The 25,728-nt window shown below is 67.8% G+C and carries 24 protein-coding genes, 1 tRNA gene and 1 pseudogene; 9 read left to right on the top strand and 17 right to left on the bottom strand.

Annotated features, from left to right (window positions below; translation table 11 throughout):
• Nucleotides 1-9: 9 nt before the first annotated feature.
• A complete protein-coding gene (locus DQG15_RS08185) occupies nucleotides 10-432 on the bottom strand; it encodes a TIGR01244 family sulfur transferase (protein ID WP_116084725.1) in 423 nt (140 codons plus the stop codon).
• A gap of 134 nt (nucleotides 433-566) precedes the next feature.
• Here DQG15_RS08185 and DQG15_RS08180 point away from each other — a divergent pair, with 134 nt between their 5' ends.
• Complete coding sequence (locus DQG15_RS08180) at nucleotides 567-2,564, top strand: enoyl-CoA hydratase-related protein (RefSeq protein WP_116084306.1); 1,998 nt, start codon at nucleotides 567-569, stop codon at nucleotides 2,562-2,564.
• Nucleotides 2,565-2,576: 12 nt separating this feature from the next.
• Here DQG15_RS08180 and DQG15_RS08175 read toward each other — a convergent pair whose 3' ends face one another.
• Nucleotides 2,577-2,792 carry a hypothetical protein gene (locus DQG15_RS08175; protein WP_116084723.1) on the bottom strand — a complete coding sequence of 72 codons (216 nt, stop codon included), beginning with the start codon at nucleotides 2,790-2,792 and terminating at the stop codon, nucleotides 2,577-2,579.
• A gap of 160 nt (nucleotides 2,793-2,952) precedes the next feature.
• Here DQG15_RS08175 and DQG15_RS08170 point away from each other — a divergent pair, with 160 nt between their 5' ends.
• Complete coding sequence (locus DQG15_RS08170) at nucleotides 2,953-3,234, top strand: DUF2312 domain-containing protein (protein WP_198665117.1); 282 nt, start codon at nucleotides 2,953-2,955, stop codon at nucleotides 3,232-3,234.
• Between the two features lie 102 nt (nucleotides 3,235-3,336).
• Here DQG15_RS08170 and DQG15_RS08165 read toward each other — a convergent pair whose 3' ends face one another.
• Nucleotides 3,337-4,215 (bottom strand): hypothetical protein, encoded by an 879-nt coding sequence (locus tag DQG15_RS08165; protein WP_116084305.1) that lies wholly within the window; start codon nucleotides 4,213-4,215, stop codon nucleotides 3,337-3,339.
• 105 nt (nucleotides 4,216-4,320) lie between these two features.
• On the opposite strand from DQG15_RS08165, the gene DQG15_RS08160 reads away from it, so the two are divergent.
• The gene (locus DQG15_RS08160) at nucleotides 4,321-5,976 is read left to right on the top strand and encodes an iron ABC transporter permease (protein ID WP_116084303.1); all 1,656 of its coding nucleotides are present in this window, start codon (nucleotides 4,321-4,323) and stop codon (nucleotides 5,974-5,976) included.
• A 47-nt stretch (nucleotides 5,977-6,023) separates the two neighbouring features.
• Nucleotides 6,024-6,099: transfer RNA gene (locus tag DQG15_RS08155), tRNA-Thr, on the top strand.
• Nucleotides 6,100-6,286: 187 nt separating this feature from the next.
• Here DQG15_RS08155 and DQG15_RS18590 read toward each other — a convergent pair.
• From DQG15_RS18590 to DQG15_RS08120, 6 genes and pseudogenes are all read right to left on the bottom strand, one after another.
• Nucleotides 6,287-6,664: pseudogene (locus tag DQG15_RS18590) on the bottom strand (transposase); the annotation flags it as partial.
• A gap of 113 nt (nucleotides 6,665-6,777) precedes the next feature.
• Nucleotides 6,778-7,242 (bottom strand): hypothetical protein, encoded by a 465-nt coding sequence (locus tag DQG15_RS08145; RefSeq protein ID WP_116084300.1) that lies wholly within the window; start codon nucleotides 7,240-7,242, stop codon nucleotides 6,778-6,780.
• 644 nt (nucleotides 7,243-7,886) lie between these two features.
• Nucleotides 7,887-8,897, bottom strand: coding sequence for a betaine--homocysteine S-methyltransferase (gene bmt, locus DQG15_RS08135; RefSeq protein WP_116084297.1), 1,011 nt, complete (start codon nucleotides 8,895-8,897; stop codon nucleotides 7,887-7,889).
• Between the two features lie 42 nt (nucleotides 8,898-8,939).
• A complete protein-coding gene (locus DQG15_RS08130; RefSeq protein ID WP_116084295.1) occupies nucleotides 8,940-10,859 on the bottom strand; it encodes a phosphatidylglycerol lysyltransferase domain-containing protein in 1,920 nt (639 codons plus the stop codon).
• Between the two features lie 107 nt (nucleotides 10,860-10,966).
• Nucleotides 10,967-11,281 (bottom strand): DUF1476 domain-containing protein, encoded by a 315-nt coding sequence (locus tag DQG15_RS08125; protein WP_116084294.1) that lies wholly within the window; start codon nucleotides 11,279-11,281, stop codon nucleotides 10,967-10,969.
• A gap of 64 nt (nucleotides 11,282-11,345) precedes the next feature.
• Nucleotides 11,346-12,461: a hypothetical protein gene (locus DQG15_RS08120; RefSeq protein WP_116084292.1), complete on the bottom strand. Its 1,116-nt coding sequence runs from the start codon at nucleotides 12,459-12,461 to the stop codon at nucleotides 11,346-11,348.
• Nucleotides 12,462-12,623: 162 nt separating this feature from the next.
• Here DQG15_RS08120 and purC point away from each other — a divergent pair, with 162 nt between their 5' ends.
• The 5 genes from purC (at nucleotide 12,624) to DQG15_RS08095 (ending at nucleotide 17,567) form a co-directional block, all read left to right on the top strand.
• A complete protein-coding gene (gene purC / locus DQG15_RS08115) occupies nucleotides 12,624-13,385 on the top strand; it encodes a phosphoribosylaminoimidazolesuccinocarboxamide synthase (RefSeq protein ID WP_116084290.1) in 762 nt (253 codons plus the stop codon).
• A 31-nt stretch (nucleotides 13,386-13,416) separates the two neighbouring features.
• Nucleotides 13,417-13,659, top strand: coding sequence for a phosphoribosylformylglycinamidine synthase subunit PurS (gene purS, locus DQG15_RS08110; protein WP_116084289.1), 243 nt, complete (start codon nucleotides 13,417-13,419; stop codon nucleotides 13,657-13,659).
• Nucleotides 13,659-14,327 (top strand): phosphoribosylformylglycinamidine synthase subunit PurQ, encoded by a 669-nt coding sequence (gene purQ / locus DQG15_RS08105; protein ID WP_116084287.1) that lies wholly within the window; start codon nucleotides 13,659-13,661, stop codon nucleotides 14,325-14,327. The genes purS and purQ overlap by 1 nt, the downstream gene beginning before the upstream one ends.
• A 113-nt stretch (nucleotides 14,328-14,440) precedes the next feature.
• Nucleotides 14,441-16,201: an ATP-binding protein gene (locus tag DQG15_RS08100; protein ID WP_116084286.1), complete on the top strand. Its 1,761-nt coding sequence runs from the start codon at nucleotides 14,441-14,443 to the stop codon at nucleotides 16,199-16,201.
• Between the two features lie 34 nt (nucleotides 16,202-16,235).
• A complete protein-coding gene (locus tag DQG15_RS08095; RefSeq protein WP_116084284.1) occupies nucleotides 16,236-17,567 on the top strand; it encodes a sigma-54 dependent transcriptional regulator in 1,332 nt (443 codons plus the stop codon).
• 3 nt (nucleotides 17,568-17,570) lie between these two features.
• On the opposite strand, the gene DQG15_RS08090 is transcribed toward DQG15_RS08095, so the two are convergent.
• From DQG15_RS08090 to DQG15_RS08055, 8 genes are all read right to left on the bottom strand, one after another.
• On the bottom strand, nucleotides 17,571-18,860 hold the full coding sequence (locus DQG15_RS08090; protein ID WP_116084282.1) for an FAD-binding oxidoreductase: 1,290 nt from the start codon (nucleotides 18,858-18,860) through the stop codon (nucleotides 17,571-17,573).
• Entirely contained in the window at nucleotides 18,857-20,221 is a 1,365-nt protein-coding gene (locus tag DQG15_RS08085; RefSeq protein WP_116084281.1) for a glutamine synthetase family protein, read from the bottom strand. Before DQG15_RS08085 ends, DQG15_RS08090 begins: the two co-directional genes overlap by 4 nt.
• Entirely contained in the window at nucleotides 20,218-20,910 is a 693-nt protein-coding gene (locus tag DQG15_RS08080) for a type 1 glutamine amidotransferase (protein ID WP_116084279.1), read from the bottom strand. Before DQG15_RS08080 ends, DQG15_RS08085 begins: the two co-directional genes overlap by 4 nt.
• A 96-nt stretch (nucleotides 20,911-21,006) precedes the next feature.
• The gene (locus tag DQG15_RS08075) at nucleotides 21,007-22,338 is read right to left on the bottom strand and encodes a glutamine synthetase family protein (protein WP_116084277.1); all 1,332 of its coding nucleotides are present in this window, start codon (nucleotides 22,336-22,338) and stop codon (nucleotides 21,007-21,009) included.
• Nucleotides 22,335-23,171 carry an ABC transporter permease gene (locus DQG15_RS08070; RefSeq protein WP_116084275.1) on the bottom strand — a complete coding sequence of 279 codons (837 nt, stop codon included), beginning with the start codon at nucleotides 23,169-23,171 and terminating at the stop codon, nucleotides 22,335-22,337. The genes DQG15_RS08075 and DQG15_RS08070 overlap by 4 nt, the downstream gene beginning before the upstream one ends.
• Entirely contained in the window at nucleotides 23,168-24,064 is an 897-nt protein-coding gene (locus DQG15_RS08065; RefSeq protein WP_116084273.1) for an ABC transporter permease, read from the bottom strand. The genes DQG15_RS08070 and DQG15_RS08065 overlap by 4 nt, the downstream gene beginning before the upstream one ends.
• 77 nt (nucleotides 24,065-24,141) lie before the next feature.
• A complete protein-coding gene (locus DQG15_RS08060) occupies nucleotides 24,142-24,867 on the bottom strand; it encodes a transporter substrate-binding domain-containing protein (protein WP_116084272.1) in 726 nt (241 codons plus the stop codon).
• A 35-nt stretch (nucleotides 24,868-24,902) separates the two neighbouring features.
• Nucleotides 24,903-25,682 (bottom strand): ABC transporter ATP-binding protein, encoded by a 780-nt coding sequence (locus DQG15_RS08055; RefSeq protein WP_116084270.1) that lies wholly within the window; start codon nucleotides 25,680-25,682, stop codon nucleotides 24,903-24,905.
• Between the last annotated feature and the right edge of the window lie 46 nt (nucleotides 25,683-25,728).

Raw genomic sequence — 25,728 nt, 5'->3', positions numbered from 1 at the left:
GGCGCAGGGTCAGCCGCGGTGCAACGCCTCGAGTTGCGGGCGGAGTTGTTCGAGGTTGTAGCCGGCGCGCGCCGCGGTCTCGATCAGCTCGTCCGGCGGGGTGGAGGGGGCGGCGCCTAGCATCCACACCACCGTGCAGCGCGTTCCGGAGGCGCAGTAGGCGAGGCTCGGCCCGGCTCCGGCAATCGCCGCAACCTGCGCCTCCACCTTCTCGGGCGTCATCGTCTGATGGGTGATCGGATTGTCGAAGAACTGAAGTCCGGCCGCCTCCGCCGCTTTCCTCAGGTCCGCGGACTGAAGGCCGGGAGGCACCTCCGAATCGGGTCGGTTGCAGATGATCGAGACGAAGCCCGCCGCGGCGAGGGCTGGAACGTCGTCCGGTTCGATCTGCGGCGATACGGAATGGGCGGGGGTGAGCTGGCGGATATCCATGAGGCGGACGATTGCGTCCCGCGCGCGCCGGGTCAAGCCCGCGTACCGGGGTATCCCGCGGCTGCGCTTGTCATCCCGCCGCCGGAAAGCCATCTTCGCGCGCGGATGAGCGCAACTGCAAGATCGGAGGCGGCATGAGCGGACTGAGCCTCGAGACCGGATCCCGGGACGGCACGCGGCTCCTTCGGCTCAAGGGGGGCGGCGACGAAACCGGTGCAATGCGGGACATCGTCCGGGCTCTCGAGGACGAGGACGCCCCGCAGGGGATCGTTCTGGTGATCTCCCCCGCCGCGTCCTGCCCGGCGGAGAGGCTACCCGATCCCGACTTTGCCGCGGCGCTCGATGCCGCGACCCTTGCCATCGAGACCTCGCCGCGGCCCGTCGTTGCCGTCATCCGCGGCGCGGCGGCGGGACCGCTGCTCTCCCTTGCGCTCGCCTGTCCCGTCCGGCTGGCCTGGACCGGGGCAAGCCTCGCCTGTCCCGAAACCCGGCTGGGTCTCATTCCGGGCGGCGGTGCGATGCAGCGAATGGCCCGGCTCTGCGGGGCTGCGGCGGCGCTCGCGGTTCTGCAGGGGGCGCCGATCGTTCCGGAGCAGGCCGAGGCTCTGGGCCTCGTCGATGCCGTGATCGAGGAGGATCCGGTGGGCGTGGCGGCCTCGCTCGCCGCGGAGCTGGCCGGGGAGGGCGCCGAGCGCGTTCGTGACCGCGCCCGGCATCTCGCGGACCCGGCGGCATGGAGCGCGGCGGTGGCGGATGCCCGCGCACGGCTTTCGCCCGCCGAAATCGCGGCCCGGAGGGCCGTCGACTGCGTGGAAGTCGCCTTGCTGCTGCCGTTCGACGCGGCGCTCGATTACGAACGGGCCGCGTTGTCCGACCTCGCCGGCAGCTCCGAGAGCCGGGCATTGCGGGCCCTCGCTGTCGCCGAAGCCCGCGCGGCGCGGTTGGGGGAGGGCGCGGCCGAGACCGGCGAGCTCACGATCCTCGGCGCCGGACCGGCCGGCATCGAGCTTGCGGCCATCGCGCTGGCGGCGGATCTGGACGTGCGGCTCTGCGATCCGGATCCGCAGGCTCTCGAGACATCCCGCCGGCAACTTGCCGCAGCCATCGGCGGCGCGCTGGACAGGCTGACCACGGGAGGGATCGAGGCGGCGGAGGGCGCTGCGACCATCGCCGATTGCACCGACGGCACTCCGCCATGGCGATCGGAAGCGCTCGCGCGGATCGGTTCGGCTTTGCCGCAGGGGGGGCTGCTGATCGATGCATCGGACAGCCCCGATCCGGTACGGTGCGCGCGCGAGGCGGGTGTGGAAGAGGGCGCCCTCGGCCTGCGCCTCGCCGATCCCCTGAAGGGCGGGCGGCTTGCCGAGATCATCCTGCCCGAGACCGCCGAAGACGAGGGGCCGCTCGGCCGGCGTGCCGCCGCCCTGTTTCAGACGATGGGCCTCGTTCCGCTGTTTTCCCGCGGCGCGGCGGTGGTGCCGGCGCTCGGCGCGGCGCTCCTCGAGGCGGCGGATCACCTCGTGGAGGACGGCGCGGCTCCGGACTCCGTCGACGCGGCCCTCGTCCGGGCGGGCTTCGCTGTCGGACCGTTCGAGGCGCTGGACCGGGATGGGCACGGGCCCGCCATGGCGCGGCGGCGAGCCATGGCGGCGGGCCGCGATCCGCGGCGGCGCTACACGCTCCTTGGCGATCTTCTCGTGGCCGAGGGCCGCACTGGGCGCAGCGCGGGACGGGGGTACTACATCTGGGATGATGAGGGCGTCCGGCTGCGCCCCGATCCGGTGATCCCGTCGCTCGCCGCCGCCGCGCGGGAAGAGGCCGGGATCGCGCCGCGTCCCGTTCCGGAGGAGGAAATCGTGGAACGTGCGATGCTGTCGCTCCTCCTCGAAGGGATCCGGCTGGTGGATGCCGGGATCCTGGGGGCGGCGTCCGATGTGGATGTCGCCGTCATCCACGGGCTGGCGCTCTCGCAATCCGCGGGCGGGCCGGTTCACCGGGCCGATATCGGACCTCTCATGTCCACGCGGGCCCGGCTGCTCAAGCTGGCGCGGGAGGAGGATGCTCTTCACTGGGCCGTGCCGGATCTGATCGAGGAGCACGTCCGGACGGAGACGCCCCTCTACGAGGGCTGACGGATACGGGGATCAGCCCAGAATGGCGCCCACGACGACCATGCCGAGGCCGAGCATCGACAGAAGAAGCGCCGCCATGTTGATCGCGACGGCGCGTTGCAGCTTGGCGCGGAGCGCGGCTTCATCCGTCTCACGGGCCCTCGCATGCGCAACCTGAACGGCGCAGACGATGATGCCGACAAGCCCGACGACGGAAATCACGGCTCCCGTCCAGATCAGCCACTCCATGATGCGCTCCCACTGCAAGTGCCAATCTCCGCTAGCCTGTCCCGCCCCGGCGGGCAAGTCGCGGCGAGGCGCCGATCGCCGCCGCAGGCCTTGCGGGACGTCCGGCCGTGGCGCTAGAGGAGGCGATTGAAAGAGGCAGGCAATGAAGGACGGAATGCATATGGGCGAGGCGGATGACAACGTGATCGAAAGCTCCGGCGACATGACCTATCGGGTCACCGCCGACGAGTTGCGCCAGTTCATCGAGCGCTGGGAGCGTCTCGAGCAGGACAAGAAGGACATTGCCGAGCAGCAGAAAGAGGTCATGGCCGAGGCCAAGTCCCGCGGCTACGACACCAAGGTGATGCGCAAGGTGATCGCGCTGCGCAAGCGTGAGCCGGACGATATAGCGGAAGAGGAAGCCGTCCTCGAGATGTACAAGGAAGCGCTCGGCATGGGCTGACCTCTGTCCGGGCAACCGACGCACAGATCCTGATCCCGGCGCCCCCGTGACGTCGGGATTTTTCTTTGCGCAGACCCGTCCCGGATCGGCGGCGCGGTAGGCTCAGGGTGCGATGACGCGTACGCCGTCCATCCCGGCGATGCGGGCAAGGTCTGCCTCGTACGTCTCCGTCAAACGGCCGACCAGCTCCTGCGTCCATCCCGGCAACTCGAACTCCTCCTCCACCGCACCGGGGCGGGCGAACTTGTCGAGGAACGCGGCGGTGATGCGGCGACGGTGGTCCGGCGTCTTCGGCGGATGGCTTGCAAGGTAGGAGTCCATCCGGGTGACGCCCTCGGGCTTCATGATGGTGCCGAGAAAATCGGTTTCCCCCTCCAGGGTCATGTCTTCCGGATGGCCGGCGAGGGCGCGCAGGACATCGTGCCAGATCAGCGGAGTGTCCTCGTTGGCCCACACCGTGACCGGGCAGCCGGGCACCGCGGCGACGAGCCGCTCCACCATTTCGGCCCAGGAGAGTTTCTCCGGTGCGATGCGGGAGATGTACTCCGCGAAATCGTGGTCCTCGCCCATGCGCTCGTGCAGCGCGGGCAGGAGCGTCGCGGGGTTTCGGAGGGAGAGGGCGAACTCCGCCGGGTCGTCCGGAAAGAGATTGCGGATCCAGGGCGCCCGCTCGCCGGCCTGCGGATAGAGCCGTTCGGCGCCGACGGCGCGGGCCGGCACGCACAGAAAGCTGTCCGACGAGAAGACGATGCGTTCGGGCGAATCCACATCCGTGACCGCATCGAGGACGCTCTCCTGCGTATCCGCCCCGGCGGGTTGACCACGCAACGTCACCATCGCTTCGCGCAGCACCGGCCGGAATCGGCCCGGCACGGCGACGACGGTGCCATGCGCGCGCAGCATCTCGCTGTTTTTCAGAAGGCACCGCAGCGCGCGGTCCTCGTCAGTGCAGTGAAGCCCGATGTGATAGACGATCCGCATGGCGTTCCGTTTTCTGGTCCCGTGAGCCACGTCGCCCCTGTTCGGTCCGGCGCATCATAGGCGGCCGGCTGGACAGGTAAACCGCTTTGTCCTAGCGAGGTTACCATGACAAGTGCACATGCGGAAACCGACGCGCGGCCGATGCGCCGCGGCGTGGACGTCTGGTCCATCCTGGCCGTCGTGATCGCGGCGCTGGTGCTCCTTCCCCTCGTCGCCGTCGTGACGATCGCGCTGTTCCCATCGGAGAACATCTGGCCGCACCTGATGGCCACCACGCTGCCGCGCTACCTTTCGACGACGTTCTGGCTGATGGCCGGGGTGGGGCTCATCTGCGCCGCCGCGGGCACGGGGGCCGCCTGGCTCGTGACGATGCACGACTTTCCGGGACGGCGCTGGCTGCAATGGGCGCTGTTCCTGCCACTCGCCGTGCCGGCCTATGTCGGCGCCTACGCGCTGGTCGATTTCCTCGAATATGCCGGTCCTGTGCAGGGCGCCTTGCGGGCGGCCTTCGGCTGGGAAAGCGCGCGGGACTATGCCTTTCCGCAGATCCGCTCCCTTGGCGGGGCCATCGTGGTCCTGTCGGCCGCGCTCTATCCGTATGTCTACCTTCTCGCGCGGGCGGCGTTCCGGGAGCAATCGTCCGACGCGTTCGATGTCGCGCGGGCGCTCGGAGCCGGGCCGCTCTCCCGCTTCTTCCGCGTCGGGCTGCCGCTGGCCCGCCCGGCCATCGCCGTCGGCGTCGCGATCGCCATGATGGAGACGGTCAATGATTTCGGTACCGTGGATTTCTTCGCCGTCCAGACGTTGACCCGCGGCATCTTCTCCGTCTGGCTGGAGCAGAACAATCGCGGAGGCGCGGCCCAACTCTCGCTCGTCATCCTTGGCGTCGTTCTCGGCCTTGCGCTCATCGAGCGGGCCGGACGCAAGCGGGCCAAGCGGTTCCGGCTGTCGCGGCAGACGCGCCCTGTGATGCCCGTTCGGCTTGCCGGCGTTTCGGGCTGGATCGCCTCGGCTGCCTGCGCCTTTCCGGTCGCCCTCGGTTTCGTCCTGCCGGTTTCCGTCATCGGCTGGCACGCGATGGGGGCGAAGGCGGACTGGAGCGAGCCGGCCCTCGTTTCGGCCCTCGTCAACACGCTTACAGTGGGGGGGATCGCGTCGATCGTCACGATCCTCGCGGCGCTTCTCATGGTCTACGGCGTGCGCCTGGCCGGCCGTGGGCTTCCGCGGCTGCTCTTGCCGGTGACGCTGATCGGGTATGCCGCGCCGGGGGCGGTCCTCGGGGTCGGTGTGCTGATCCCGCTCGCCTCGTTCGACAACGCGCTGGCTGACGCGATCTTCGCGGCGACGGGCGTGGATCCGGGGCTGTTGCTGACGGGCACGGCGGCCGCCCTCATCTATGCCTATGCCGTACGGTTCTTCGCCATTGCGCAAGGGGCGGCGGATGCGGCGATGGGGCAGGTTTCCCCGTCGCTGCCCATGGCCGCGCGCAGCCTCGGGCGGAGTGCCGGCGGCACGCTCAGGACTGTCTACGTGCCGCTTATCCGGGGCTCGATCGGTACGGCGCTGCTCCTCGTCTTCGTCGACTGCGTCAAGGAACTGCCGGCCACGCTCCTTCTGCGCCCGTTCAACTTCGATACCCTCGCCACGCGCACCCACGAAACGGCGTCTCTCGAGAACCTTGCCGGCGCCGCGCCGCCCGCCCTCATGATCTGCGCCGTCGGCGCCGTCGCCGTGATCTTCCTCGCCCGCGCCAATCGCTGAACCTGCTTGCAAGACAGCCGCCTACGTGGCTATTCCTCACCTCAGGCGCCCCTATAGCTCAGCTGGTAGAGCATCTGATTTGTAATCAGAGGGTCGGGAGTTCGAGTCTCTCTGGGGGCACCATCTCTAAAGGTAACCTGCTATTTCTCTCTAGTTTTCGCCAATGAAAGCTGGGGTGTGGGCCATGCTGAAGACCAAATTGGCCCCATTCACATGTGTGAAGCAGGGCATCTTCTACTTCTCACTTCGGGTCCCGAGCGACCTTGATGCCACTCGCCATCGTCTTCGGACCGATGGCGGACTATGGCGCGTTGTCGACGAGCAGGTGCAACGGTCCCTTGGAGCTGCGATACGGAATGTTCACGTTCGCGGTTTTCTGGCGGCGTGGCAGGATGCTGGAGGCCGGCACCGACCTGCCCAACCGAGACAGCTTCAGCAGGCTCGCCATGGTGAGGCTTGCCGAACGGTCGTCTGACGGAGCGGCAGGCCGAGTAGGACCTTCATGGTGAGACAGGCCTGGATCGCGTTCGTTACTACAGTCCTGATGGCGGCCACGCCGTCCGGACGAAACCGCGTCGCATTTCATCGAGGGATCGAACCGGACCCTCAGCGATCCACGCTGCTTCAGCGCGCAGTTATATCCGGGCCAGTTGGACGTCTTTCGGGTCGGTCTCGGCGGTCTGCTCATCCCAGCCCGCTACTACATTGAATTCACGATGTGACTCCCGAGGCCTCTTTGCGCAGCAAGGCCCCGTCGAGGGTGCCTGTGACGGGAATAGAACAACCCTCTGAAGGCACCACTCAGCGTCCGGATATGGTAGACTGGTGTGGCTCGGCGGGCGCATTGTTGGCCGGGTCCTGATAGGTGAACTTGCAGCTGGGACATTGCGATCCGCGCTGGTGCGGCTGCAGGGGTGCACGCAAGCCGCGTTCAGCGCAGACCGGACAGATCGTGATACTGGGGTCTTCGCGAGACTGCAGGACAGGGGCGCCAAGGTCGGTCTTGATGAGATCGTGGCTGCCGCGCAGGGTCACGGCGCGATCTTCTGCCAGAGCCTTCTCGCCGAGCCGGATGATCGCCTCCTGCGTCTCGAGGGAGTGGCGTTCCGACAGCGCCAATTGACGCCGGATTGCTTCGAGATCAGCGATCTGCGCGTCGCTGAGCCGGTCTCCGGCGGACAGACCGTCAAGGATCCCGCCATAAGCGGTGCTGACATCCGCCATCTGCTTCGTCGTGCTTTCGGCCGCACCGAATGCGGCCGCCATTCTCACCCACCATGGCATGCGATTGTCAGGTCCTTTTTTAGTCGGCCTTTTGTCGAGCTGGCTGTTCCGCCGGCCACTCATATCGAACACCGAGCGACTTTGTGTCATGCGCGAGGCAATTTTCGGATGCCCCGGGGCGGATCTCAGTCGCACCCTTCCTCGACGAGGGCGCTTTGGGCAATGTCCCGGAGCAGTGACCGAGCATGCCCCACGTTATGTTCGAGAAGTCTCAGCTGGCGTTCGAGACCCGCCACCCTGTCCAAATGCTCCTGCGTGATGGGGGCTCCGACGCGGAGGCTTTCTCGCACAGCCTTGCACTGCTCGCATGCCTTCGCCGCGCGCGCGGCGGTTTCCTCTTGCGCCCCGTAGGCCGAGACCGCTTTTTCCACCAATGTCATCAAGTCGTCCGCCCCTCGGATGAGCCGCTCGGACCGTGCAAGGCCCCTTGAGCTTCTCAATCACGGAGATCGGCGTGGAAGAGTTTCATCTGACGTTGGGAAAGCAAGTGTCATCGGGCCGCGACGGTGCGGCCCGCGCGAGGTCCGTCGCCCGAGAGGCGGCACCGGAGACTCTGCGTTCGGCGCCGGATGCAGCCTTTTGCTGCGGCAGTCACCAAAATGGACGGGTGGGCAAGGGGCCCGACCTCAGCGGCGGCGGCGGCGCTGCCGGGTCGGGGCTTCGGCCTCCTCGCCGGTGCCGTCGGATGCGGAAGAGAAGCCACCGAGTTCTGCTTCGATCTTGTCCAGTGTAGGGACGGGACCGCGCGGCGTCTCCTCGAGCGCCTTGCGCATCGCGGACAGGTGTTCGGGCGCGGTGCCGCAGCAGCCGCCGATGATCTTCGCGCCGGCATCGCGGGCGAGACAGGCATAGCGGGCCATGAGTTCGGGAGTGCCGTTGTAGTGGATGTGGCCGTCAACGAATTTGGGGATACCGGCATTGCCCTTCGCGACGATAGGGATCTCGGGGGCCGCTGCCGCGAACCCGAGGATCGTGCGCATCAGATCCGAGGCGCCGACGCCGCAATTCGCGCCGAAGGCAACGGGTTTGTGGTCCAGCGTGCCGACGAGACGGGCCATGTCGGTGGCGGTCAGGCCCATCATCGTGCGGCCGGCGGTGTCGAAGGACATCGTGCCGACCCAGGGCATTCCGGCGAGGCCGGCGGCTTCGGCCGCGGCGCGGTATTCTCCCTCGGCGGAGATCGTCTCGACCCAGAGAACGTCGGCGCCGCCCTCCTTCAGACCCTCCGCCTGCTCGTGGAACATCTCGACGGCGGAGGCGTGCGTCAGCGATCCCATTGGCTCCATGATCTCGCCGGTCGGACCCATCGAGCCTGCGACGATGATCTTGCGGCCCGCCTTGTCGGCGACCTCGCGGCCAATCTCGGCGGCAGCGCGGTTCAGTTCGCGCACGCGGGCCTCCGAGTTGTGCAGCTTGAGGCGGGAGGCGTTGCCGCCGAAGCTGTTCGTCAGGAACATGTCGCTGCCGGCATCGACCGCGCCTTGGTAGAGCGCCGCGATCCGGTCCGGGTGATCGACGTTCCACAGTTCCGGCGCATCGCCGGATTCGAGGCCCATGTTGAACAGCGTCGTGCCGGTGGCGCCGTCGGCGAGGAGCCAGTCGGTCTCGGACAGGCGGGCGGTCAGGGCGTCGGTCATGTGCGGCCTCGGGATGGATCTGGGAGCGTCATTCGATCCCTCTCACGCCGCGCGGGGCTTCGCAATGCTGGAGAGAAGCGGGGCAGGAGACGCTTGCGCGTGATCGGCGGCCCGGATCGGCAGCCTCGGCGGGCGGTGAATTTCCCGCAGGACCTCCGCTCCTGCAACCGAGAGGGCGAAGGGGCCCGGCGCTGCCATGTAGAGAGGGCGGGAGGTCGGAGCGAAGCTGGTCTTGAACTGGGCGAGGCCGGTGGATCTGCGGCGCAGGGACCTTGCGAGAAGGTTTGAGGCGGCGCTTCGGCGGCGTCGGTCCTCCCGGGGTGGCAGCGCGGCGAGGGACAGGCGGGGAAGCGCCCGGGAGGCTGCCTCCTCGATGGCGGCCTGGACAAGCGCGTGCATGCATCCCTCCGGCGCATCGGGCTCGAAGCGCATGAGGTCCAGGGCCATTTCAGCCTCGGTCACGTGAAAGGTCGCGAATGCGACGAGGGTGCCGTTCAGCCGGGCGAGGAAGACGGCTTGCCGGGCGATGTGGTCGGGGCAGTAACGACCGACCGAGAAGCCGCGTTCGCCGCCTCTCGCGGCGGCCCATGACGCTGCGACGAGGGCCATCTCTTCCGCCGGAAGCACCGGACCCGCACGTGTCACGCTGAGGCCTGCACGGCTGGCCCGGCGCAACTTGCGCCGAAGCTGGCGCAGGCCGGGGGATGCCGGATCGTGTGTGGCAGGATCGACGGTCATTTCCTCGGCGATGGGCAGGATGGTCCAGCCGCGGCGGCGCGCGGCGGCAGCAAGGCGCCCGCCGCACTTGTAGATCGCCGGGATGCGCAGGGCGGACCGTGCCTCGGCGGTGAGGGCGGTCAGCAGTTCGTCAGGGGATGTTTCGCCACAGGGATCGAAGAGCGCGATCTCGCAATGGGCCGTGCGGAAGAGCGTCGCGCCGCCGGTTTCGAAGGCCGAGTACCTCGCGCCACCATGGCCTGCCAGGCGAGCCTCGGCGCGTGGCGCGCGCGCGAGCGCGGCCTCGGCAGCCGCCCGGCGACAGGGCGCGGGGGCCGGGGCAGAGGGGCGCATGACCAGCAGCGCGGCCAGACCGATGCACGCAGGGAGGGCATAGTAGACCGCCCGGAACGCGATGATGCCGGCAACGAGGGTCGCCTCCGGCGCAGCGGGCAGGAGCGCCAGGAGCAGGACCTCGAATGGTCCGATCCCGCCCGGTGCGCCGGAGAGGAGGCCGACGCCGAAGGCAACGAGGAAGGCCGGCAGGAGCGCGGCGAGGGGGACGGTTCCGGCGGGCAGCAGGACATGGAGTGCAAGCCCTGCGGCGAGCGTGTCCAGGGCGACGAAGAGGAGGAGTGCTCCGATGGCCATCACGGGCGGGGCAGGGCGGTGAAACCAGGGGGCCGCGACGCTGTAGCAGAGGGCCAGCGCACCCAGCCCTAGACCGGCGAGTCCGGCCGCGTGAAACATCGGCGTCGGCGGCAGGAGGGTCAGCAAGGCCGAGGCGACGACGGCCCAGCCGGCGAGAAAGGATATCCCGACGAGGGCAGTGAGGCGCGCGGCTTGCCATATCGAGATCTCGGGCAGCAGCCTCCAGCGCAGGAGGGTGCCGCTGATCAGGCCGAACCCGATGCTCTGGCTGCCCGCGATGGCGATCATACCGGCGGCCGAGGCCCGGCGCCGGTCGACCCCGGTCCCGAGCAGGCCATGAAGGACGGCGTCATAGCGGCCGACGGCCCAGAAACTGAACGCGGTGAAGAGTGCAGCGATGATCCAGCGTTCCGGGGGCGTAGCCGCAAGGGATGCGGCGACCTCAGACCAGTCCATCTCCCGCACGCGGCCTGCCAGAAGCGCGGCGCAGAGCAGGGCAGCTACAAACGGCAACGCGTGCCTGACGAGGCCGGCCTGACCCGCTTGCCGCAGGCCTTCGATCACTGCGCCACCGCGCTGCGCCGGATCGTTCATGTCCGTCCACCCCCGTCCGCTCTGCCGAACGGGGATAGACCGCCAAAGGTGTATGGACGGCTAACGCCGGACGATTGCCCGGCCGCCATCCGTCGACTTGGTTAAGATCAGCTCTCGCTTACGAGCTGCGCCTTCGCCTCGGCGAGCAACTCGCGCATCTTGCCGCGAATGGTCGTCTCGTCCGCCTTGCCCTGAAGGTCGCCCGATACCTTGCGGAAGACGTCCTCCTCGCCGGCTTCCTCGAGATCCGATTTCACCACCTCCCGGGCATAGGCGTCGGCGTCCTCGCCGGTCTTGCCCATCAGATCGGCGGCCCAGAGGCCCAGAAGCTTGTTGCGCCGCGCCTCTGCGCGGAACTGCATCTCGGCGTCGTGGGCGAACTTGTTCTCGAAAGCGTTCTCGCGGTCGTCGAAAGTGGCCATTTCGGGCTCCTGACTGGGGTCGTGGCAATTTGCCGTTTGTCCCGAGGTAGTCTCGGGACGCGGCTCAGTCCAGCGCGCGTCCGAAAAGCCTGTAGAGGCGGGCGGCGGTGGCGCGGCGTTCGTTTTCGTCCTGCCCTCCGGCTTCCATCAGGGTCCGCGCGTCCGACAGCGCACCGTCGATGTCGCCGGCGCCGAGACGGCGCGTGAGGTCGTTCAGCCAGGCGATCTGGCTTTCCTCCGGCAGCCCCGATTCGACCGCCTCGATCAGGAGCGCCGTGACCTCTTCCTCCCAATCCGAGCTGCCGGGGTCGGGGATCTCCGCGTCCGTCTCCAGCGCATCGGTCGGCCCCATGGCCTGCTGCGGCTCGGGGTCGGGCGGCGCGGCAGGCGGGCCGGCAAAGCCGGGCGGTGCGCGAAGGCCGGACCGGGTCAGCGCCTCCGACAGGGGCTTTCCGCCGGGATCCGTGCCAAGGGCGACCTGAACTGCGCCGGGGGCCGGCGGATCGAAGAGCGTGGCGGGGTCGAGCCCGAGGGCGGCGAGGATGCTGGCCTGCCGCTCCGGCGTCATCACCTGCCAGGCTGGCGGGTCGGGACGGGGGAGGCTGTCCACCTCGACCGGGTGCGGCATCCCGCCGTCGATGGCTTCCCACGGCGCTTCGGGCGCGTCGCCGAGCGGCGAGCGGGAGGAGGCACGGCGTGTCGCCCGGCCGCCCTCGTAGACATGGAAGGCATAATCGGCGCCAGGATGCCGGGGGCCCGAATTGCGGAAATAGAAGACCTCCGCGCCGCCAAGCTCCCGGCTGAGCGCCTGGCAGATGGGAGAGATGCCCTCGTTGCCTTCGTGGAGTTCGATCAGGGTCAGCCGCGCGCTGCCGAGGGGCGCCGTCACCCGCATCGCGCCGCCGCGCGCGGAGAAGCCGAGATCGGTCGCGACGGGCTGCATCAGGGGGGCGTCGGGAAGGCTGGAGGCGGGCTGGACGCGCAGCGCCGGCAACTCGGCCGGGCGCCGGCGTCGGCCTCTCAGTCGAGCGAGGAAGCCCCGCTCGGGGCCGCTTGCATCCGCGCTCCGGGCCAGGGCGGCGGCCGCGACGGTTGCGAACGACCGTCCGAGGGCGGGAATGACGGCGGCGGGCTCGGCTTGGGTGAGAGCGAAGTCCACCAGGGCGTAATCGTCGGACATTGCTGGCAATCCAGGAGAAGGGCGCAGGGTAGCCGGGGGCGCGGCGGTGTCAACGGCGGTGCTGCCTTGCGGCAGGACGCCCGGTGTCCTATAGGCATCGCGCAACTGAAAGGCGGCCGTCCCGTCACCGGGACAGGCAAAGGGCCGCAAGGGGATCTCGCCATGGCGCGTCGCAAGAAGATCTACGAGGGCAAGGCCAAGATCCTTTACGAAGGCCCCGAACCGGGCACGCTCGTGCAGTATTTCAAGGACGACGCCACCGCCTTCAATGCCGAGAAGCACGACGTGGTGGACGGAAAGGGCGTGCTCAACAATCGCCTGTCCGAGTACTTCATGACCGGGCTGAACAATATCGGCGTGCCGACGCATTTCCTGCGCCGCATCAACATGCGCGAGCAGCTGATCAAGTCGGTCGAAATCATTCCGCTGGAAGTCGTGGTGCGCAACGTCGCCGCCGGCTCGATCTCCAAGCGCCTCGGCCTCGAGGAAGGTTCGCCCCTGCCGCGGCCGATCGTGGAATTCTACTTCAAGGATGACGGTCTCGGCGATCCGATGGTCTCCGAGGAACACATCCTCGCCTTCGGCTGGGCCAGTCAGCAGGACCTCGACGACATTGTTGCGCTCGCGCTTCGGGTGAACGACTTCATGTCGGGCATCATGATGGGCGTCGGCATCCGGCTGGTGGACTTCAAGATCGAAGTGGGCCGGATCTGGGAAGGCGATTTCATGCGCCTTGTCGTCGCGGACGAGATCAGTCCCGATTCCTGCCGCCTTTGGGATGTCGCGACGGGCCAGAAGCTCGACAAGGACGTCTTCCGCCGGGATCTCGGCAATCTCGCGGACGCCTATACCGAAGTCGCCCGGCGGCTCGGCGTCCTGCCCAGGAACACCGCGTCGGTTGGCAAGCCGACGCTGATCAACTGAACCGACCAGAACCGGCGGGGGTGACGCTTCGATGAAGGCCATCGTTCACGTGATGCTTAAAGACGGCGTTCTCGACCCGCAGGGCGAGGCTGTGCGACATGCGCTCACGGCGCTCGGCTTCGACGGCGTCGAGGGCGTCCGGCAGGGCAAGGTCATCGAGATCGACCTCGCCGCCGGCGAATCCCCGGAGGCCGCCGAGGAGCGTGTGACCCGGATGTGCGACAAGCTGCTGGCGAATACGGTGATCGAGAGCTACCGGGTCGAGATCGCCTGATGCGCGCCGCGGTCGTCACCTTCCCCGGATCGAACTGTGACCGCGACCTTGCGCTGGCGCTGGAGCGGTCCGGCTTCGAGGTTGTTCGCGTCTGGCACAAGGACACGGCCCTCCCCGCCGGGATCGACCTCGTGGGTCTGCCGGGCGGGTTTTCCTTCGGCGACTACCTGCGCTGCGGCGCCATCGCGGCCAATTCCCCGATCTGCCGAGAGGTCGTGCGGTTCGCCGAAGGCGGCGGGCATGTGCTCGGGATCTGCAACGGCTTCCAGATCCTCCTCGAGACGGGGCTCTTGCCGGGCGCGCTGATGCGCAACTCGAACCTCAAGTTCATCTGCAAGACCGTCACGCTTCGGGTCGAGACGGCGCTTTCGCCCTTCACGACCCTGCTGGGCGAGGGGGCCACGCTCGATATTCCGGTGGCTCACCACGACGGCAATTACCAGGCCAGCCCCGAGCTGATCCGCGATCTGGACAGCGAGGCGCGCGTCGCCTTCCGCTACGGCGATCCGCTGAACGGCTCGGCCGGGGATATCGCCGGCATCCTGTCGCAGAACCGCCGCGTCCTCGGCATGATGCCGCACCCCGAACGCGCGTCCGAGGCAGCCACCGGCTCCTCCGCCGGCGCCGCCATCTTCGACGGGATCGCCTCCGCCTTCGCATCGGCGTGATCGCCGGGCCGCGGAGCGTTCTCGCGGCATTGTGCCCGCGCCGTCCTCGCATTTGACAGAGCCCGCGGGCCCGCGGTCTTCCAAGGCGGCGCGTTTGGTTCTAGGACTCCTGCATGAAGGACGAGATCCCACGACGACGCCAGCGTGAGCGGGCGGGCACATGGCGCCTGCGCGCCGTCGTCGCCACGATCCTCGTCGTGGCCGTGGCGACGCTCTACGTCACCAATCTCCTTCTCATGCAGCGCTTCACGGAGACCACGCGCAACCGCGCCGAGCTCCGCCTTGCGCTCTACACCGGAAACGTCATCAGCGAGCTGCAGCGCAACTCCGTCGTGCCGCTGCTCCTCGCGCAGGATCCGGCCCTGATCAACGCGCTGAACAGCGACGATTTCAGCCAGTCCTCCCAGCGGCTCATCTCCTTCCGTGAAGAGATCGGAGCCGCCTCCCTCCAGCTTCTGGATTCCGATGGCCGCACCGTCGCCGCGACGGATCGCAGCCAGCTCGGTGCCCAGCACCGGACGGACCCCTACTTCGTCGATGCCCAACGCTCCACCGATACGGTCTTCACCGTCGTCGAGACCGATGCCGGGACGAAATCGTTCACCTACAGCCGGAAGGTCATGTCGGACCGAACGGTCGTCGGGGTCATCGTCGTCGGGGTCGATCTTCGGAAGTTCGAGCAGAGCTGGGCCGGCATCTCGGACGCGGTCCTCGTGACCGATTCCTCGGGGGACATCATCCTCGCCACGGAGCCGCGCTGGAGGGGACGTACCATCGACGAGGCGCTGGCGACCCAATCGGCCCCGACCGCCATTGATCGTGCGCTGAGCGCCACCTCCGACTGGTCCTTCCTGCCGCCCGACGCTTACCTCCTCGGTGAGGGCGTCCTGCGCTCCGACGCGCGCATCCCGTTCCGCGGCTGGCGCATCACATCCTTCACCACCTATTCCTCGGTGCGCGAGCGGGTGAACGGCGTTTTGGCATTGGAAATCATGGGCTTCGCGCTCGTCCTTGCTGCGGCCTTCTACCTGATGAGCCGGCGCGCAACCTCCCGGACGCTTCAGGCGGAGCGGGAGAGCGCCGAGCTCCGGCTTCTCAACTTCCGCCTCCAGCAAGAGATCGCTGAGCGGGAGAAGGCGGAGAAGAACCTCGAGGTCGCGGAGCAGACGCTGGAGCAATCCTCCAAGCTCGCCGCGCTCGGGGAGATGTCCGCCGCGGTGTCCCACGAGCTGAACCAGCCGCTCGCGGCGATGAAGACCTATCTCGCCGGTGCGCGCCTCCTGTTGCAGCGCAAGCGCCCGTCCGAGGCGCTCTCCTCCTTCCAGCGGATCGACGACCTGATCGAGCGGATGGGGTCGATCACGAGGCAGCTCAAGTCCTACGCGCGCAAGGGCGGGATCGCCTTCGAGCAACTCGATATCCGTGAAGCGATTTCCTCCGCCCTGACCATGATGGAGCCGCAGCTGAAGGCCCGCCGGGTCAAGGTCCTGCGCTCGCTGCCAGATCACCCCGTCTTCGTGGAATGCGACCGGTTGCGGCTGGAACAGGTCCTCATCAACCTCTTCCGTAACGCCATCGATGCAACCAAGGACCGTGATGAGCCGTTGATCGAACTCATGTTGTTCGAAGGAGAGACCGCCACGCTCACGGTGAGGGACAACGGGACCGGTATCGCCGATCTCGACCACCTGTTCGAGCCTTTCTACACGACCAAGCAACCCGGAGATGGCACCGGGCTCGGCCTCGCGATATCCTCCGGCATCGTGAAGGATTTCGGAGGCCGCCTGACCGCACGGAACGCCAAGCAAGGCGGCGCCGTGTTCGAATTGCAGCTACCCTTGCGCCGGGACCAGCCCATGAGGGCCGCCGAATGAGGGACGCCAGAGTGAAACGGCACGGGAGACCCCAATGGCCAAGGCGATGAAGATCGCGATTGTCGACGACGAACAGGATATGCGTCAGTCGATTTCCCAGTGGCTCGCTCTCAGCGGCTACGACACCGAGACATACTCGACCGCCGACGAGGCGCTGAAGCAGATCGGGTCCGATTTTCCGGGCATCGTCGTGTCCGACATCCGCATGCCCGGCATGGACGGAATGGCGTTTCTCAAGCGCCTCATGAGCCAAGACAGCGCGCTGCCCGTCATTATGATTACCGGCCACGGCGACGTGCCGATGGCGGTCGAAGCGATGCGGGTGGGGGCGTTCGACTTCCTCGAGAAGCCGTTCAGCCCCGACAAGATGAACGAGCTGGCCAAGCGCGCGACCCAGCGTCGCCGCCTTGCCCTCGATGCGCGCGTGCTGCGCCGGGACCTCTCCGACGGCTCGCAGATCATGCAGAAGCTGATCGGTGCGAGCCCGGCGATGGAGCGCCTGCGCGAGGATATCCTCGATCTGGGACAGGCGGACGGGCATGTCCTGATCGATGGCGAAACCGGGACCGGAAAGACGCTGGCAGCGCATGCGCTTCATGCCGTCGGGACCCGGGCGTCGAAACCCTTCATCCTGATCTCCTGCGCCGCGCATACCGGCGAGGATCTCGCCAGACGCCTGTTCGACGGCGATCCCGATGCCGGTCTGATGCCGCTGGTCGAACAGGCTCGGGGCGGCACGCTCTGCCTCGAGGATGTCGAGGCGCTGCCTCCGGTCCTGCAGGCGCGTCTTCTGACCTTCATCAACGATCAGGGCAGCCCGGCCGAGACGCGCATTGTTGCCGTCTCCAACCTGCAGGAGCAGGGCAAGACCAGCGAGGACGTGCTGCGGCCGGATCTCTATTATCGCCTGGCAGCGATGAAGATCACCCTGCCGCCGCTGCGCCAGCGGGGAGAGGACATCCTGCTCCTCTTCACGCGTCTGTCGGAGCAATTTGCGGACGAGTATGGCTGCGATGCCCCGGCAGTCTCCGCGCAGGAGGCCGCGCAGCTTCTTCAGGCCCCCTGGCCCGGCAATGTTCGCCAGCTCATCAACGTGGCCGAGCGCGCGGTTCTGCAGAACCGGCGCGGGACGGGCACAATCGCCTCGCTCCTCATGAGCGATGACGAGAGCCAGCAGCCGGTGATGACCACCGAGGGCAAGCCGCTGAAGGAGTATGTCGAGGCGTTCGAGCGGATGCTGATCGACAACACCATGCGTCGCCATCGAGGCTCGATTTCCGCCGTGATGGACGAACTCTGCCTGCCGCGGCGGACGCTGAACGAGAAGATGGCGAAGTACGGGCTCCAGCGAGCCGATTACCTCTGAGCCTCAGAGGCCCGTGCGGTCGCGGAGGGCGAAGGCGAGCAGCCCAAGCCCCGTGATCGCCGGGCCGAGATGTCGCCCGCCGGGGAGCCGCGGGACGGGCAGGGCGCTCAGCGTGTCGAGCGCGGCGGGGTCCCCCAGGATATCCTGCGCGATGGCGCGCCCCGAAAGCGGAGCAAGCGCCATCCCGTGGCCGGAATAGCCACCTGCCGTATAGAGGCCGGCCTCCAGCCTGCGCACGAATGGCAGGCGCGTGGCGGTCACGGCGAGCGTCCCGCCCCAGGCATGATCGAAGCGGACGTCCTTGAGGTCCGGATAGGTCCGGGCGAGGTTCGCGCGGACGCGGGATGCGATATCCTTCGGGAAGCGCCGCCCGTAATTCTCTCCCCCGCCATAGACGAGCCGGCCGTCCCCGGACTGCCACCAGTAATTGACCACGAAGCGGCTGTCCGCCACGGCAACGGGTCTGGTCATGGGGGCGCGGTCGCCGAGCGGCTCGGTCACGGCGATGAAGTTGTTGATGGGCAGCACACGGTTCGCGAGCGCAGGCGAGAGGCCGGACTGGTAGCCGTTGCAGGCCAGAACGATCCGCTCCGCCGTCACCGCACCGTTCTGCGTTTCCACGCGGCCCTCGGCGATGCGCGTCGCGGCGCTCCGGCAATGGATCCGCACGCCCGCGGCGATGGCCGCGCGGGCGACGCCGAGGGTGAGGCGCAGGGGATGGCAGAAGCCGGCGCCCTCGTCGAGCGAGCCGCCGGCATGAACGGGGCTGCCTGTGATGGCGGCGATCCCGGCGCGGTCCAGCGGGGTGATCCTGTCGTAGCCGTAGTCGCGGGCGAGGAGCGCGCCATACGTCCGCTCCTCCTCGGCCTCGGCCTCGGTGCGGCAGGCATGGATGATGCCGGGGCGATACTCGGCCTCCGGCGCATGGCGTTCGATGAGGGACCGGACGAGCGTCTTCGCGTCCTCGGCGAGGTCCCAGAGCCGGTGCGCCGCACCCTCTCCAAGGGACTTTGCAAGCCAGAGCTGGTCCTTGTTGTAGCCGCTGCCGATCTGTCCGCCGGAGCGGCCAGAGGCGCCGAAGCCCGGCCCGGCTGCCTCGAGAAGCACGACGTCCCGGCCGGCCTCCGCCAGATGAAGGGCTGCCGAAAGCCCGGTCAGGCCGCCCCCGATCACGCAGATCTCGGCCCGCGTCTCGCCCTCGAGCGAGGGGCGCGCCTTCGGCAGGTCCGCCGTCGCGGCATACCAGCTTTTCGGATAGGCCCCGTCCGGCTCGTTGGCGAACAGCCAGCTCATACGTTCAGCAGCAGGTGCTCGCGTTCCCACGGGCTGATGACCTGCAGGAACTCCTTGTATTCCAGTGCCTTGACCGACTTGTAGACGCGGCAGAACTCCCGGCCGAGGATCCTCTGAACGGCTTCGGAGCGCTCGAAGACTGCGAGCGCCTCGCCGAACGTGCCCGGGATGTCTGCCATCCGGCTGTAGGCGTCGCCGGTATACTCGTTCTCGGGCGGCACCTTCTCCTTCAGGCCGAGATACCCGCAGGCCAGCGATGCCGCGATGCCGAGATAGGGGTTGCAGTCCATGCCGGCGAGACGGTTCTCCACGCGCCGCGCCTCGGGGCCGGAGATCGGCACGCGCAGGCCGGTCGTGCGGTTGTCCCGGCCCCAGGCGAGGTTGATCGGCGCGGCGAAGTCGGGAACGTAGCGGCGATAGGAGTTCACGTAGGGCGCCATGAGCGCGATCACGGAGGGCAGGTGACGCTGCATGCCGGCGATGAAATGCAGGAATTCCGGCGTCTCGCCGCCACCTTCGGTGGAAAAGATGTTCTGGCCCGTTTTGCTGTCCACCACCGAGTGGTGGATGTGCATCGCGCTGCCCGGTTCGTTCTGGATCGGCTTGGCCATGAAGGTGGCGTAGCAATTGTGCCGCAGCGCCGCCTCCCGGATCAGGCGCTTGAAGAAGAAGATCTCGTCCGCGAGGCGGATGGGATCCCCGTGGCGCATGTTCAGCTCGACCTGGCCCGCGCCGCCCTCCTGCAGGATGCCGTCGATCTCGAAGCCCTGCGCCTCGGCGAAATCGTAGATGTCGTCGATGACCGGGCCGTACTCGTCCACGGCGGACATCGAGTAGGCCTGCCGCGCCGCCGCGCGCCGGCCGGTCCGGCCCATCGGCGGCATGACCTCCTGCGCGGGGTCGATATTGGGGGCGACGAGGTAGAACTCCATCTCCGGCGCGACGATGGGGGTCAGTCCCTCGGCGGCGTAGAGATCGCAGATACGACGCAGGACGTTGCGCGGGGCGATCGGCACGGGCGCGCCGGACTGATCGTGGATGTCGTGGATCACCTGGATGGTGTAGTCCGCCGTCCATGGCGCCGCCGTCGCCGTGCTGAAATCGGGCGTCAGCACCATGTCCGGCTCGGTATAGGGCATCTCCTCGACATCGGCCCAATCGCCGGTGATGGTCTGCAGGAAGATGCTGTTGGGCAGGTAGAACTGGGTCTGCTTGGCGAACTTCGAGGCCGGCATCGCCTTGCCCCGCGCAACGCCAGCGATGTCCGCGACGATGCATTCCACCTCGTCGAGCCGCCGACCTTCGAGATAGGCCTGCGCGGCCTCCGGAAGAACCTCCTGCCAGTCGTCCGCGGAACTCATGCGGTGGCCTCCACGGTTCGGTCCGTCAGGAAAAAGTCGGCGATGTCCCCGGCAATGCGGGCGCTGTCGTTGGGCGCCTCGAGCTGGCTGCGCGCATGGTCCAGCCGATCGGCCGGGACGCTCTCGCCGCGGTGCTCGATCAGGCCGGCCATGACGGCATTCGAGAACTCCGGATGCGCCTGAACGGTGAAGACCTGCCGGCCATAGACGAGCGCGGCATGCTCGCAGAACGCGTTCCTCGCCACCGTCGTCGCCATCTCCGGCTTTTGCACGACCTGATCCTGGTGCCAGGCGTTGAGGGACACCTCCTCATTGCCGTAGCTGTAGAATTGCCGGCCGACGCCCCAGCCCTTCGGGGATTTCTCGACCCGGCCGCCAAGGGCCTGGGCGATGATCTGGTGGCCGAAGCAGATGCCGACGAGGGGCTTGCCCGCCGCGACGATGGCGCGGATCGAGTCCTCGAGCGGCCCGATCCACGGGTGATCCTCGTAGGCGCCGTGGCGCGAGCCGGTGATGAGCCAGCCATCGGCGGCGTCGGTGCTCGCGGGGAAGTCCATGTCCACCACGTTCCACGTGCGGAAGGTCAGCCCGCGCCCGCCCAGAAGGCGCCCGAACATGTCGTCGTAGTCGCCATGCTCGGCGCGAACCTCGTCCGCTGCATGGCCGGTCTGCAGGATGCCGATCAGCATGTCTGGTCCTTGGTATATTGGTCGGGCGGACGGTATCTGCGGCGGTCTCGCGCGGCAAGTGGGGGAGGGCAGATGCCTCCCCCCGCCGGGGCCCCGTCAGACCGTGTCGAGATAGAGGTCCACCTTCTCGGTGTCCGACAACTCGCGGTAGTAGTGCAGCTCCTGACGCTTGGTCAGAACGAGGTTGCGGATCAGCTCTTCAGGGAAAATCCGCGCGATTTCCGGCGAGGCCTCGAAGGCGTCGATGGCGGAGCCCCAGTCGGACGGCATCTGCGGCAGGTCCAGATCGTAGGCGTTGCCGGTGATGGGATCGGGCGGCTCGGCGCCGTCTTCCAGACCGTTGAGCGCCGCGCCCAGAATGCCGGCGACCATGAGGTAGGGGTTCACATCGCCGCCCGCCACGCGATGCTCGATCCGCCGCGCCACCGGCGCGCCGCCGGGCACCCGGATCGCGGAGGTTCGGTTCTCGTAGGCCCAGCAGAGGCCCGTCGGGGCATGCGCGTCCGGCACGAGGCGGTCGTAGGAATTGCCGTGCGGGGCGAAGAGGATGGAGGAGCCGGGCACCGCCTCGAGACAGCCGGCGATGGCGTGTCTCAGCTTGTCGGTGCCGCGGGCGCCGCCATCGTCGAAGATGTTGCGCCCGTCCTTGTCCAGCATCGAGAAATGCATGTGCATTCCGTTGCCGGCATAGTCGGGGTAGGGCTTTGCCATGAAGGAGGCGGCGAAGCCGTGCTTGCGGGCCAGCCCCTTTACCAGCAGCTTGAAAAGCCAGGCATCGTCCGCAGCCTTGAGCGCGTCCGGCTGGTGGACGAGGTTCAGCTCGAACTGCCCGAGGCCCGCCTCCGAAATCGCCGTGTCGGCGGGAATGTCCATCGCCTCGCAGGCGTCGTAGAGATCGGTGAAGAAGATATCCCACGCGTCGAGCGCGCGGAGCGAGAGCACCTCCGCCCCCGGACGGCGCTTGCCCGAGCGGGGGGAGGGCGGCACGCGAATGTCCTTGCCGCTGTCGTCGACGAGGTAGAACTCCATCTCCGTCGCCACCACCGGCGTCAGGCCCTTGTCCTTCGCGCGGGCCTGAACGCGGGCGAGGGCATGGCGCGGATCGCCGTCGAAGGGCACGCCGCTCTCGCGGTACATCCAGAGCGGCAGGAGCGCGGTGGGGGAGCCGAGCCACGGCATCGGCACAAAGCCCCGCTCCGTCGGGCGCAGCACCCCATCGGGATCGCCGCTTTCGAAGACGAGGGGGGAATCGTCGATGTCCTCGCCCCAGATATCGAGGTTGAGCACGGAGAGGGGGAAGCGCGTTCCGTCCGTCTCCACCTTCTGCGCGAAGCGGGTCGGAACACGCTTGCCGCGGGCGATGCCGTTGAGGTCCGCCGCCGCGACGCGGATCGTGCGGATATGGGGGTTCTCCTCCAGCCAGCTCATCGGATGAGCTGCCCTATGGCGCGCGGTCTGCGGGGCCGTTCGGAGGAGGGGAGATGCCGGTTCAGCCGCCGGCCGGCGGCGGAGAACAGCGAGATGACGATGAGTGTGAGCACGATGAAGTAGAGAGCCACTATGGGATAAGGAATGAAGGGGTTGAACGTCTTGTCGGCGAAGTAGCTGGCGTAATAGAGCGCATCGCCCTGCTGGCGCCATGCCGGAAAGCCCGAGAAGAAGACCAGCGTCGTTGCGTGGAAGAGAAAGATCGCCTCGTTGGTATAGGCCGGCCAGGCGAGACGCAGCATGGTCGGCCAGACGATGCGGCGAAAGCGGGTGAACCCGGTCAGGCCGTACGCGTCCGCGGCCTCGAGATCGCCTTTCGGGACGGACCGCAAAGCGCCGTAGAATATCTCTCCCGCATAGGCGGAGGTGTTGAAGAAGAGCACGACGAGCGCTCCGGCATAGGCCCGCGTCAGCCAGCCGAGATCGGCGCCCTCCGCCCCGAAGAGGCCGACGCCGATACTGTCCGGCAGCCGCACGAAGGCCTCGTAGGCGAGGAAGAACTGTATGAAGAGGGGCGAGCCGCGGAAGAGGAACACGAACCAGTCCGCCGGCTTGCGGATCCAGGCGGAGGTGGCGGCCTTGCCGAGCGCGAGGAGCGTGGCGAGGAAGAAGCCCGCGGCGAGCGCCAGCACCCCGAAATAGACGTTCCAGATCATGCCCGACCCGATCAGGACGACCTGATCGCACAGCGTGATGTCAGACCGCGGCAGGAGCCGCTCGCCGATCCCGAGCGAGCGCAGTCCGTAGGCGCCGAGTTCTTCCGCGCACATCATGCGGCCGGCCCCGCGGGTGCGGCGCGGCGCAGGCGCTCCCCCTCGGCGGTCGCCTGACCGGCGGAGAGGCGGGCCGTGAGCTGCGCCAGCACAATCTCGGAGATCTTGGTGAAGATCAGGTAGAAGACGAGCAGACCCGAGAAGTACCAGATCCGCCAGTCGGGATGCGGGTAGGAGAAGGCGGAGGTCTTGGAGCCGCCGATCTCCCGCGCCCAGTAGACGATGTCCTCCACGCCGAGCAGGAACAGAAGCGGCGTCGCCTTGATCAGGATCATCCAGAGGTTCGACAGGCCGGGCAGGGCATAGACCCACATCTGGGGCACGAGGATCCGGCGGAAGGCCTGCCGCTCCGTCATGCCGTAGGCCGCGGCCGTCTCCATCTGCGCGCGGGGCACGGCCCGCATGGCGCCGTAGAGCACGTTGGCGGCGAACGCGCCGAACACGATGGCGAAGGTGACGATGGCGAGGGAGAAGTTGTAGGCCTCGTGCCAGGCCTGCGGCGCCGAGGAGCGGGGCAGCTTGGCCTCGGGACAGACGTTGAACTCCGCGCCCTGCCGGATCGGGGCATCCCAGCCGGGGCAGAGCGCCTGGTGACGCATCCATTCGAAGGCCTGGTCGAGCGCGATCACGAAGAACAGGAAGAACACGATGTCGGGCACGCCGCGCACCATCGCGGTGTAGGTCTTGCCCGCCCACCGCAGCGGCGCGACGCTCGACCGGCTCGCCGCCGCGCCCAGAAAGCCGAAGGCGAGCGCCAGCGGTGCCGTGATCGCGAGCAAGAGCAGGACGGTGCCGAACGAGCTGTAGAAGCGCAGATGCACGCCGTTCGTGAGGTAGCAGGACAGCCACCTCGCGCCGTCCAGTGCCGACGGATCTGAGCAATACTCGAACATCAGGAAAAGGCCCGGAAGCGGGGAGGGGCGGGCCGCCTCAGGCGGCCCACCCGGATCTGGAGCGCGTCGGCCCCGGCTTACTCGAAGGTGATGGCGTCTTCGCCGAACCACTCGGTGATCATGGTGTTCAGCGTGCCGTCCTCCTTCATCGAGGCGATGGCCTCGTTGAACGTGGCCTCGAGCTCGTCGTCGCTTTCGCGCAGTCCGATGCCGATGCCATCGCCGAGGGCGACATCCTCACCAACGAAGGACATGTCGCTGTCCTCGTCGACGATCGGGACCAAGAAGTCCTTGTCCGCGAAGATCGCGTCCGCCTCGCCGTTGCGCACGGCGGCGACGGCTTCGTCGGGGGTGGCGAATTCGAGCAGCGTCGCGCCGCTCTCGGCGACATGGGCGGCCTGGATCGTGTTGGTCTGTGCCGCGACAACGGCATCCGCGGACATCGGGTCCATGTCCATGGTCGAGGCGTAGGCGGAGGCGGCGGGCGGGAAGTAGGGATCGGTGAAGTCGATCACCTCGTCGCGCTCGGCGGTGATGCTCATCCCGGCGATGATCGTGTCGTAGTTGCCGGAGGTGAGGTTGGGGATGATCGAATCCCAGTCGTTGCTGACCCATTCGCAGGTCAGTTCGGCCCGGGTGCAGAGCTCGTCACCGACCTCCCGCTCGAAGCCGTCGATCTCGCCGTCATCGTTGATGAAGTTGTACGGAGGGTAGGCGCCCTCGGTGCCCATGCGGACGACGTCCTGGGCCATGGCGGAGGTCGCGAGGGTTGCCGCAGCGGCGGCGAGGAGAAGCGTTTTCATTGCTTTGTTTCCCTGTTGGTCTTGGGTCTTTGGTTTCAGGCAGCTTGCCCGGCGGACAGAAAGCCGCGCAGGCGTTCGGTTCGCGGCCCGCCGAACAGCATGTCCGGTGGGCCTTCTTCCTCCACCTTGCCCTTGTGGAGGAACACGACGTGATCGGAGACGTCCCGGGCCATGTTCATGTCGTGCGTGACGAGGACCATGGTACGGCCCTCCTCGGCCAGCGCCTTGATCACGCGGACGACTTCCTGCTCCAGCTCCGGATCGAGCGCCGAGGTCGGCTCGTCGAAGAGAAGGGCGCGGGGCCGCATGGCAAGGGCCCGCGCGATCGCGGCGCGCTGCTGCTGGCCGCCGGAGAGCTGGGCGGGGTACATGTTCGCCTTGTCGCCGATTCCGACCTTGGCGAGAAGCTCCCGCCCCCGCGCCTCGGCCTCCGCGCGGTCCTCCTTCAGCACCACGACGGGCGCCTCGGTGACGTTCTGCAGGATGGTGAGGTGCGCCCACAGGTTAAATTGCTGGAACACCATCGAGAGGTTCGTGCGGATGCGGCGGACCTGCGCGGCATCGGCGGGGCGGCGATGACCGCCAGTGCCGCGCCAGCGCACCGGCTCCCCCTCGAACACGACGTCCCCGGACTGGCTGTCCTCGAGAAGATTGGCGCAGCGCAGGAGGGTGGACTTGCCGGAGCCGGACGAGCCGATCAGCGAGACGACATGCCCCTTCGGTGCCGACAGATCGACTCCCTTGAGCACCTCGAGGCCGCCATAGGCCTTGTGGAGATCGCGGATCTCGATGACGGGCGGGGGAGTGGATGTCACGGTTGAAGCGGCTCGACCATCGTTTTGGGTTAACGACAGTGAGGCC

Source organism: Tropicimonas sp. IMCC34011 (genome assembly GCF_003390865.1).
Lineage (GTDB): Bacteria > Pseudomonadota > Alphaproteobacteria > Rhodobacterales > Rhodobacteraceae > Tropicimonas_B.
The sequence above is the reverse complement of the archived record's forward strand: the minus strand, read 5'-3'. Positions and strand labels throughout refer to the sequence as shown.

Bases quoted from the DNA above. Each gene is read 5' to 3' on its own strand.
- DQG15_RS08185 (WP_116084725.1), bottom strand. From the start codon at position 432: ATGGATATCCGCCAGCTCACCCCCGCCCATTCCGTATCGCCGCAGATC.
- DQG15_RS08180 (WP_116084306.1), top strand. From the start codon at position 567: ATGAGCGGACTGAGCCTCGAGACCGGATCCCGGGACGGCACGCGGCTC.
- DQG15_RS08175 (WP_116084723.1), bottom strand. From the start codon at position 2,792: ATGGAGTGGCTGATCTGGACGGGAGCCGTGATTTCCGTCGTCGGGCTT.
- DQG15_RS08170 (WP_198665117.1), top strand. From the start codon at position 2,953: ATGGGCGAGGCGGATGACAACGTGATCGAAAGCTCCGGCGACATGACC.
- DQG15_RS08165 (WP_116084305.1), bottom strand. From the start codon at position 4,215: ATGCGGATCGTCTATCACATCGGGCTTCACTGCACTGACGAGGACCGC.
- DQG15_RS08160 (WP_116084303.1), top strand. From the start codon at position 4,321: ATGACAAGTGCACATGCGGAAACCGACGCGCGGCCGATGCGCCGCGGC.
- DQG15_RS08145 (WP_116084300.1), bottom strand. From the start codon at position 7,242: ATGGCGGCCGCATTCGGTGCGGCCGAAAGCACGACGAAGCAGATGGCG.
- bmt (WP_116084297.1), bottom strand. From the start codon at position 8,897: ATGACCGACGCCCTGACCGCCCGCCTGTCCGAGACCGACTGGCTCCTC.
- DQG15_RS08130 (WP_116084295.1), bottom strand. From the start codon at position 10,859: ATGAACGATCCGGCGCAGCGCGGTGGCGCAGTGATCGAAGGCCTGCGG.
- DQG15_RS08125 (WP_116084294.1), bottom strand. From the start codon at position 11,281: ATGGCCACTTTCGACGACCGCGAGAACGCTTTCGAGAACAAGTTCGCC.
- DQG15_RS08120 (WP_116084292.1), bottom strand. From the start codon at position 12,461: ATGTCCGACGATTACGCCCTGGTGGACTTCGCTCTCACCCAAGCCGAG.
- purC (WP_116084290.1), top strand. From the start codon at position 12,624: ATGGCGCGTCGCAAGAAGATCTACGAGGGCAAGGCCAAGATCCTTTAC.
- purS (WP_116084289.1), top strand. From the start codon at position 13,417: ATGAAGGCCATCGTTCACGTGATGCTTAAAGACGGCGTTCTCGACCCG.
- purQ (WP_116084287.1), top strand. From the start codon at position 13,659: ATGCGCGCCGCGGTCGTCACCTTCCCCGGATCGAACTGTGACCGCGAC.
- DQG15_RS08100 (WP_116084286.1), top strand. From the start codon at position 14,441: ATGAAGGACGAGATCCCACGACGACGCCAGCGTGAGCGGGCGGGCACA.
- DQG15_RS08095 (WP_116084284.1), top strand. From the start codon at position 16,236: ATGGCCAAGGCGATGAAGATCGCGATTGTCGACGACGAACAGGATATG.
- DQG15_RS08090 (WP_116084282.1), bottom strand. From the start codon at position 18,860: ATGAGCTGGCTGTTCGCCAACGAGCCGGACGGGGCCTATCCGAAAAGC.
- DQG15_RS08085 (WP_116084281.1), bottom strand. From the start codon at position 20,221: ATGAGTTCCGCGGACGACTGGCAGGAGGTTCTTCCGGAGGCCGCGCAG.
- DQG15_RS08080 (WP_116084279.1), bottom strand. From the start codon at position 20,910: ATGCTGATCGGCATCCTGCAGACCGGCCATGCAGCGGACGAGGTTCGC.
- DQG15_RS08075 (WP_116084277.1), bottom strand. From the start codon at position 22,338: ATGAGCTGGCTGGAGGAGAACCCCCATATCCGCACGATCCGCGTCGCG.
- DQG15_RS08070 (WP_116084275.1), bottom strand. From the start codon at position 23,171: ATGATGTGCGCGGAAGAACTCGGCGCCTACGGACTGCGCTCGCTCGGG.
- DQG15_RS08065 (WP_116084273.1), bottom strand. From the start codon at position 24,064: ATGTTCGAGTATTGCTCAGATCCGTCGGCACTGGACGGCGCGAGGTGG.
- DQG15_RS08060 (WP_116084272.1), bottom strand. From the start codon at position 24,867: ATGAAAACGCTTCTCCTCGCCGCCGCTGCGGCAACCCTCGCGACCTCC.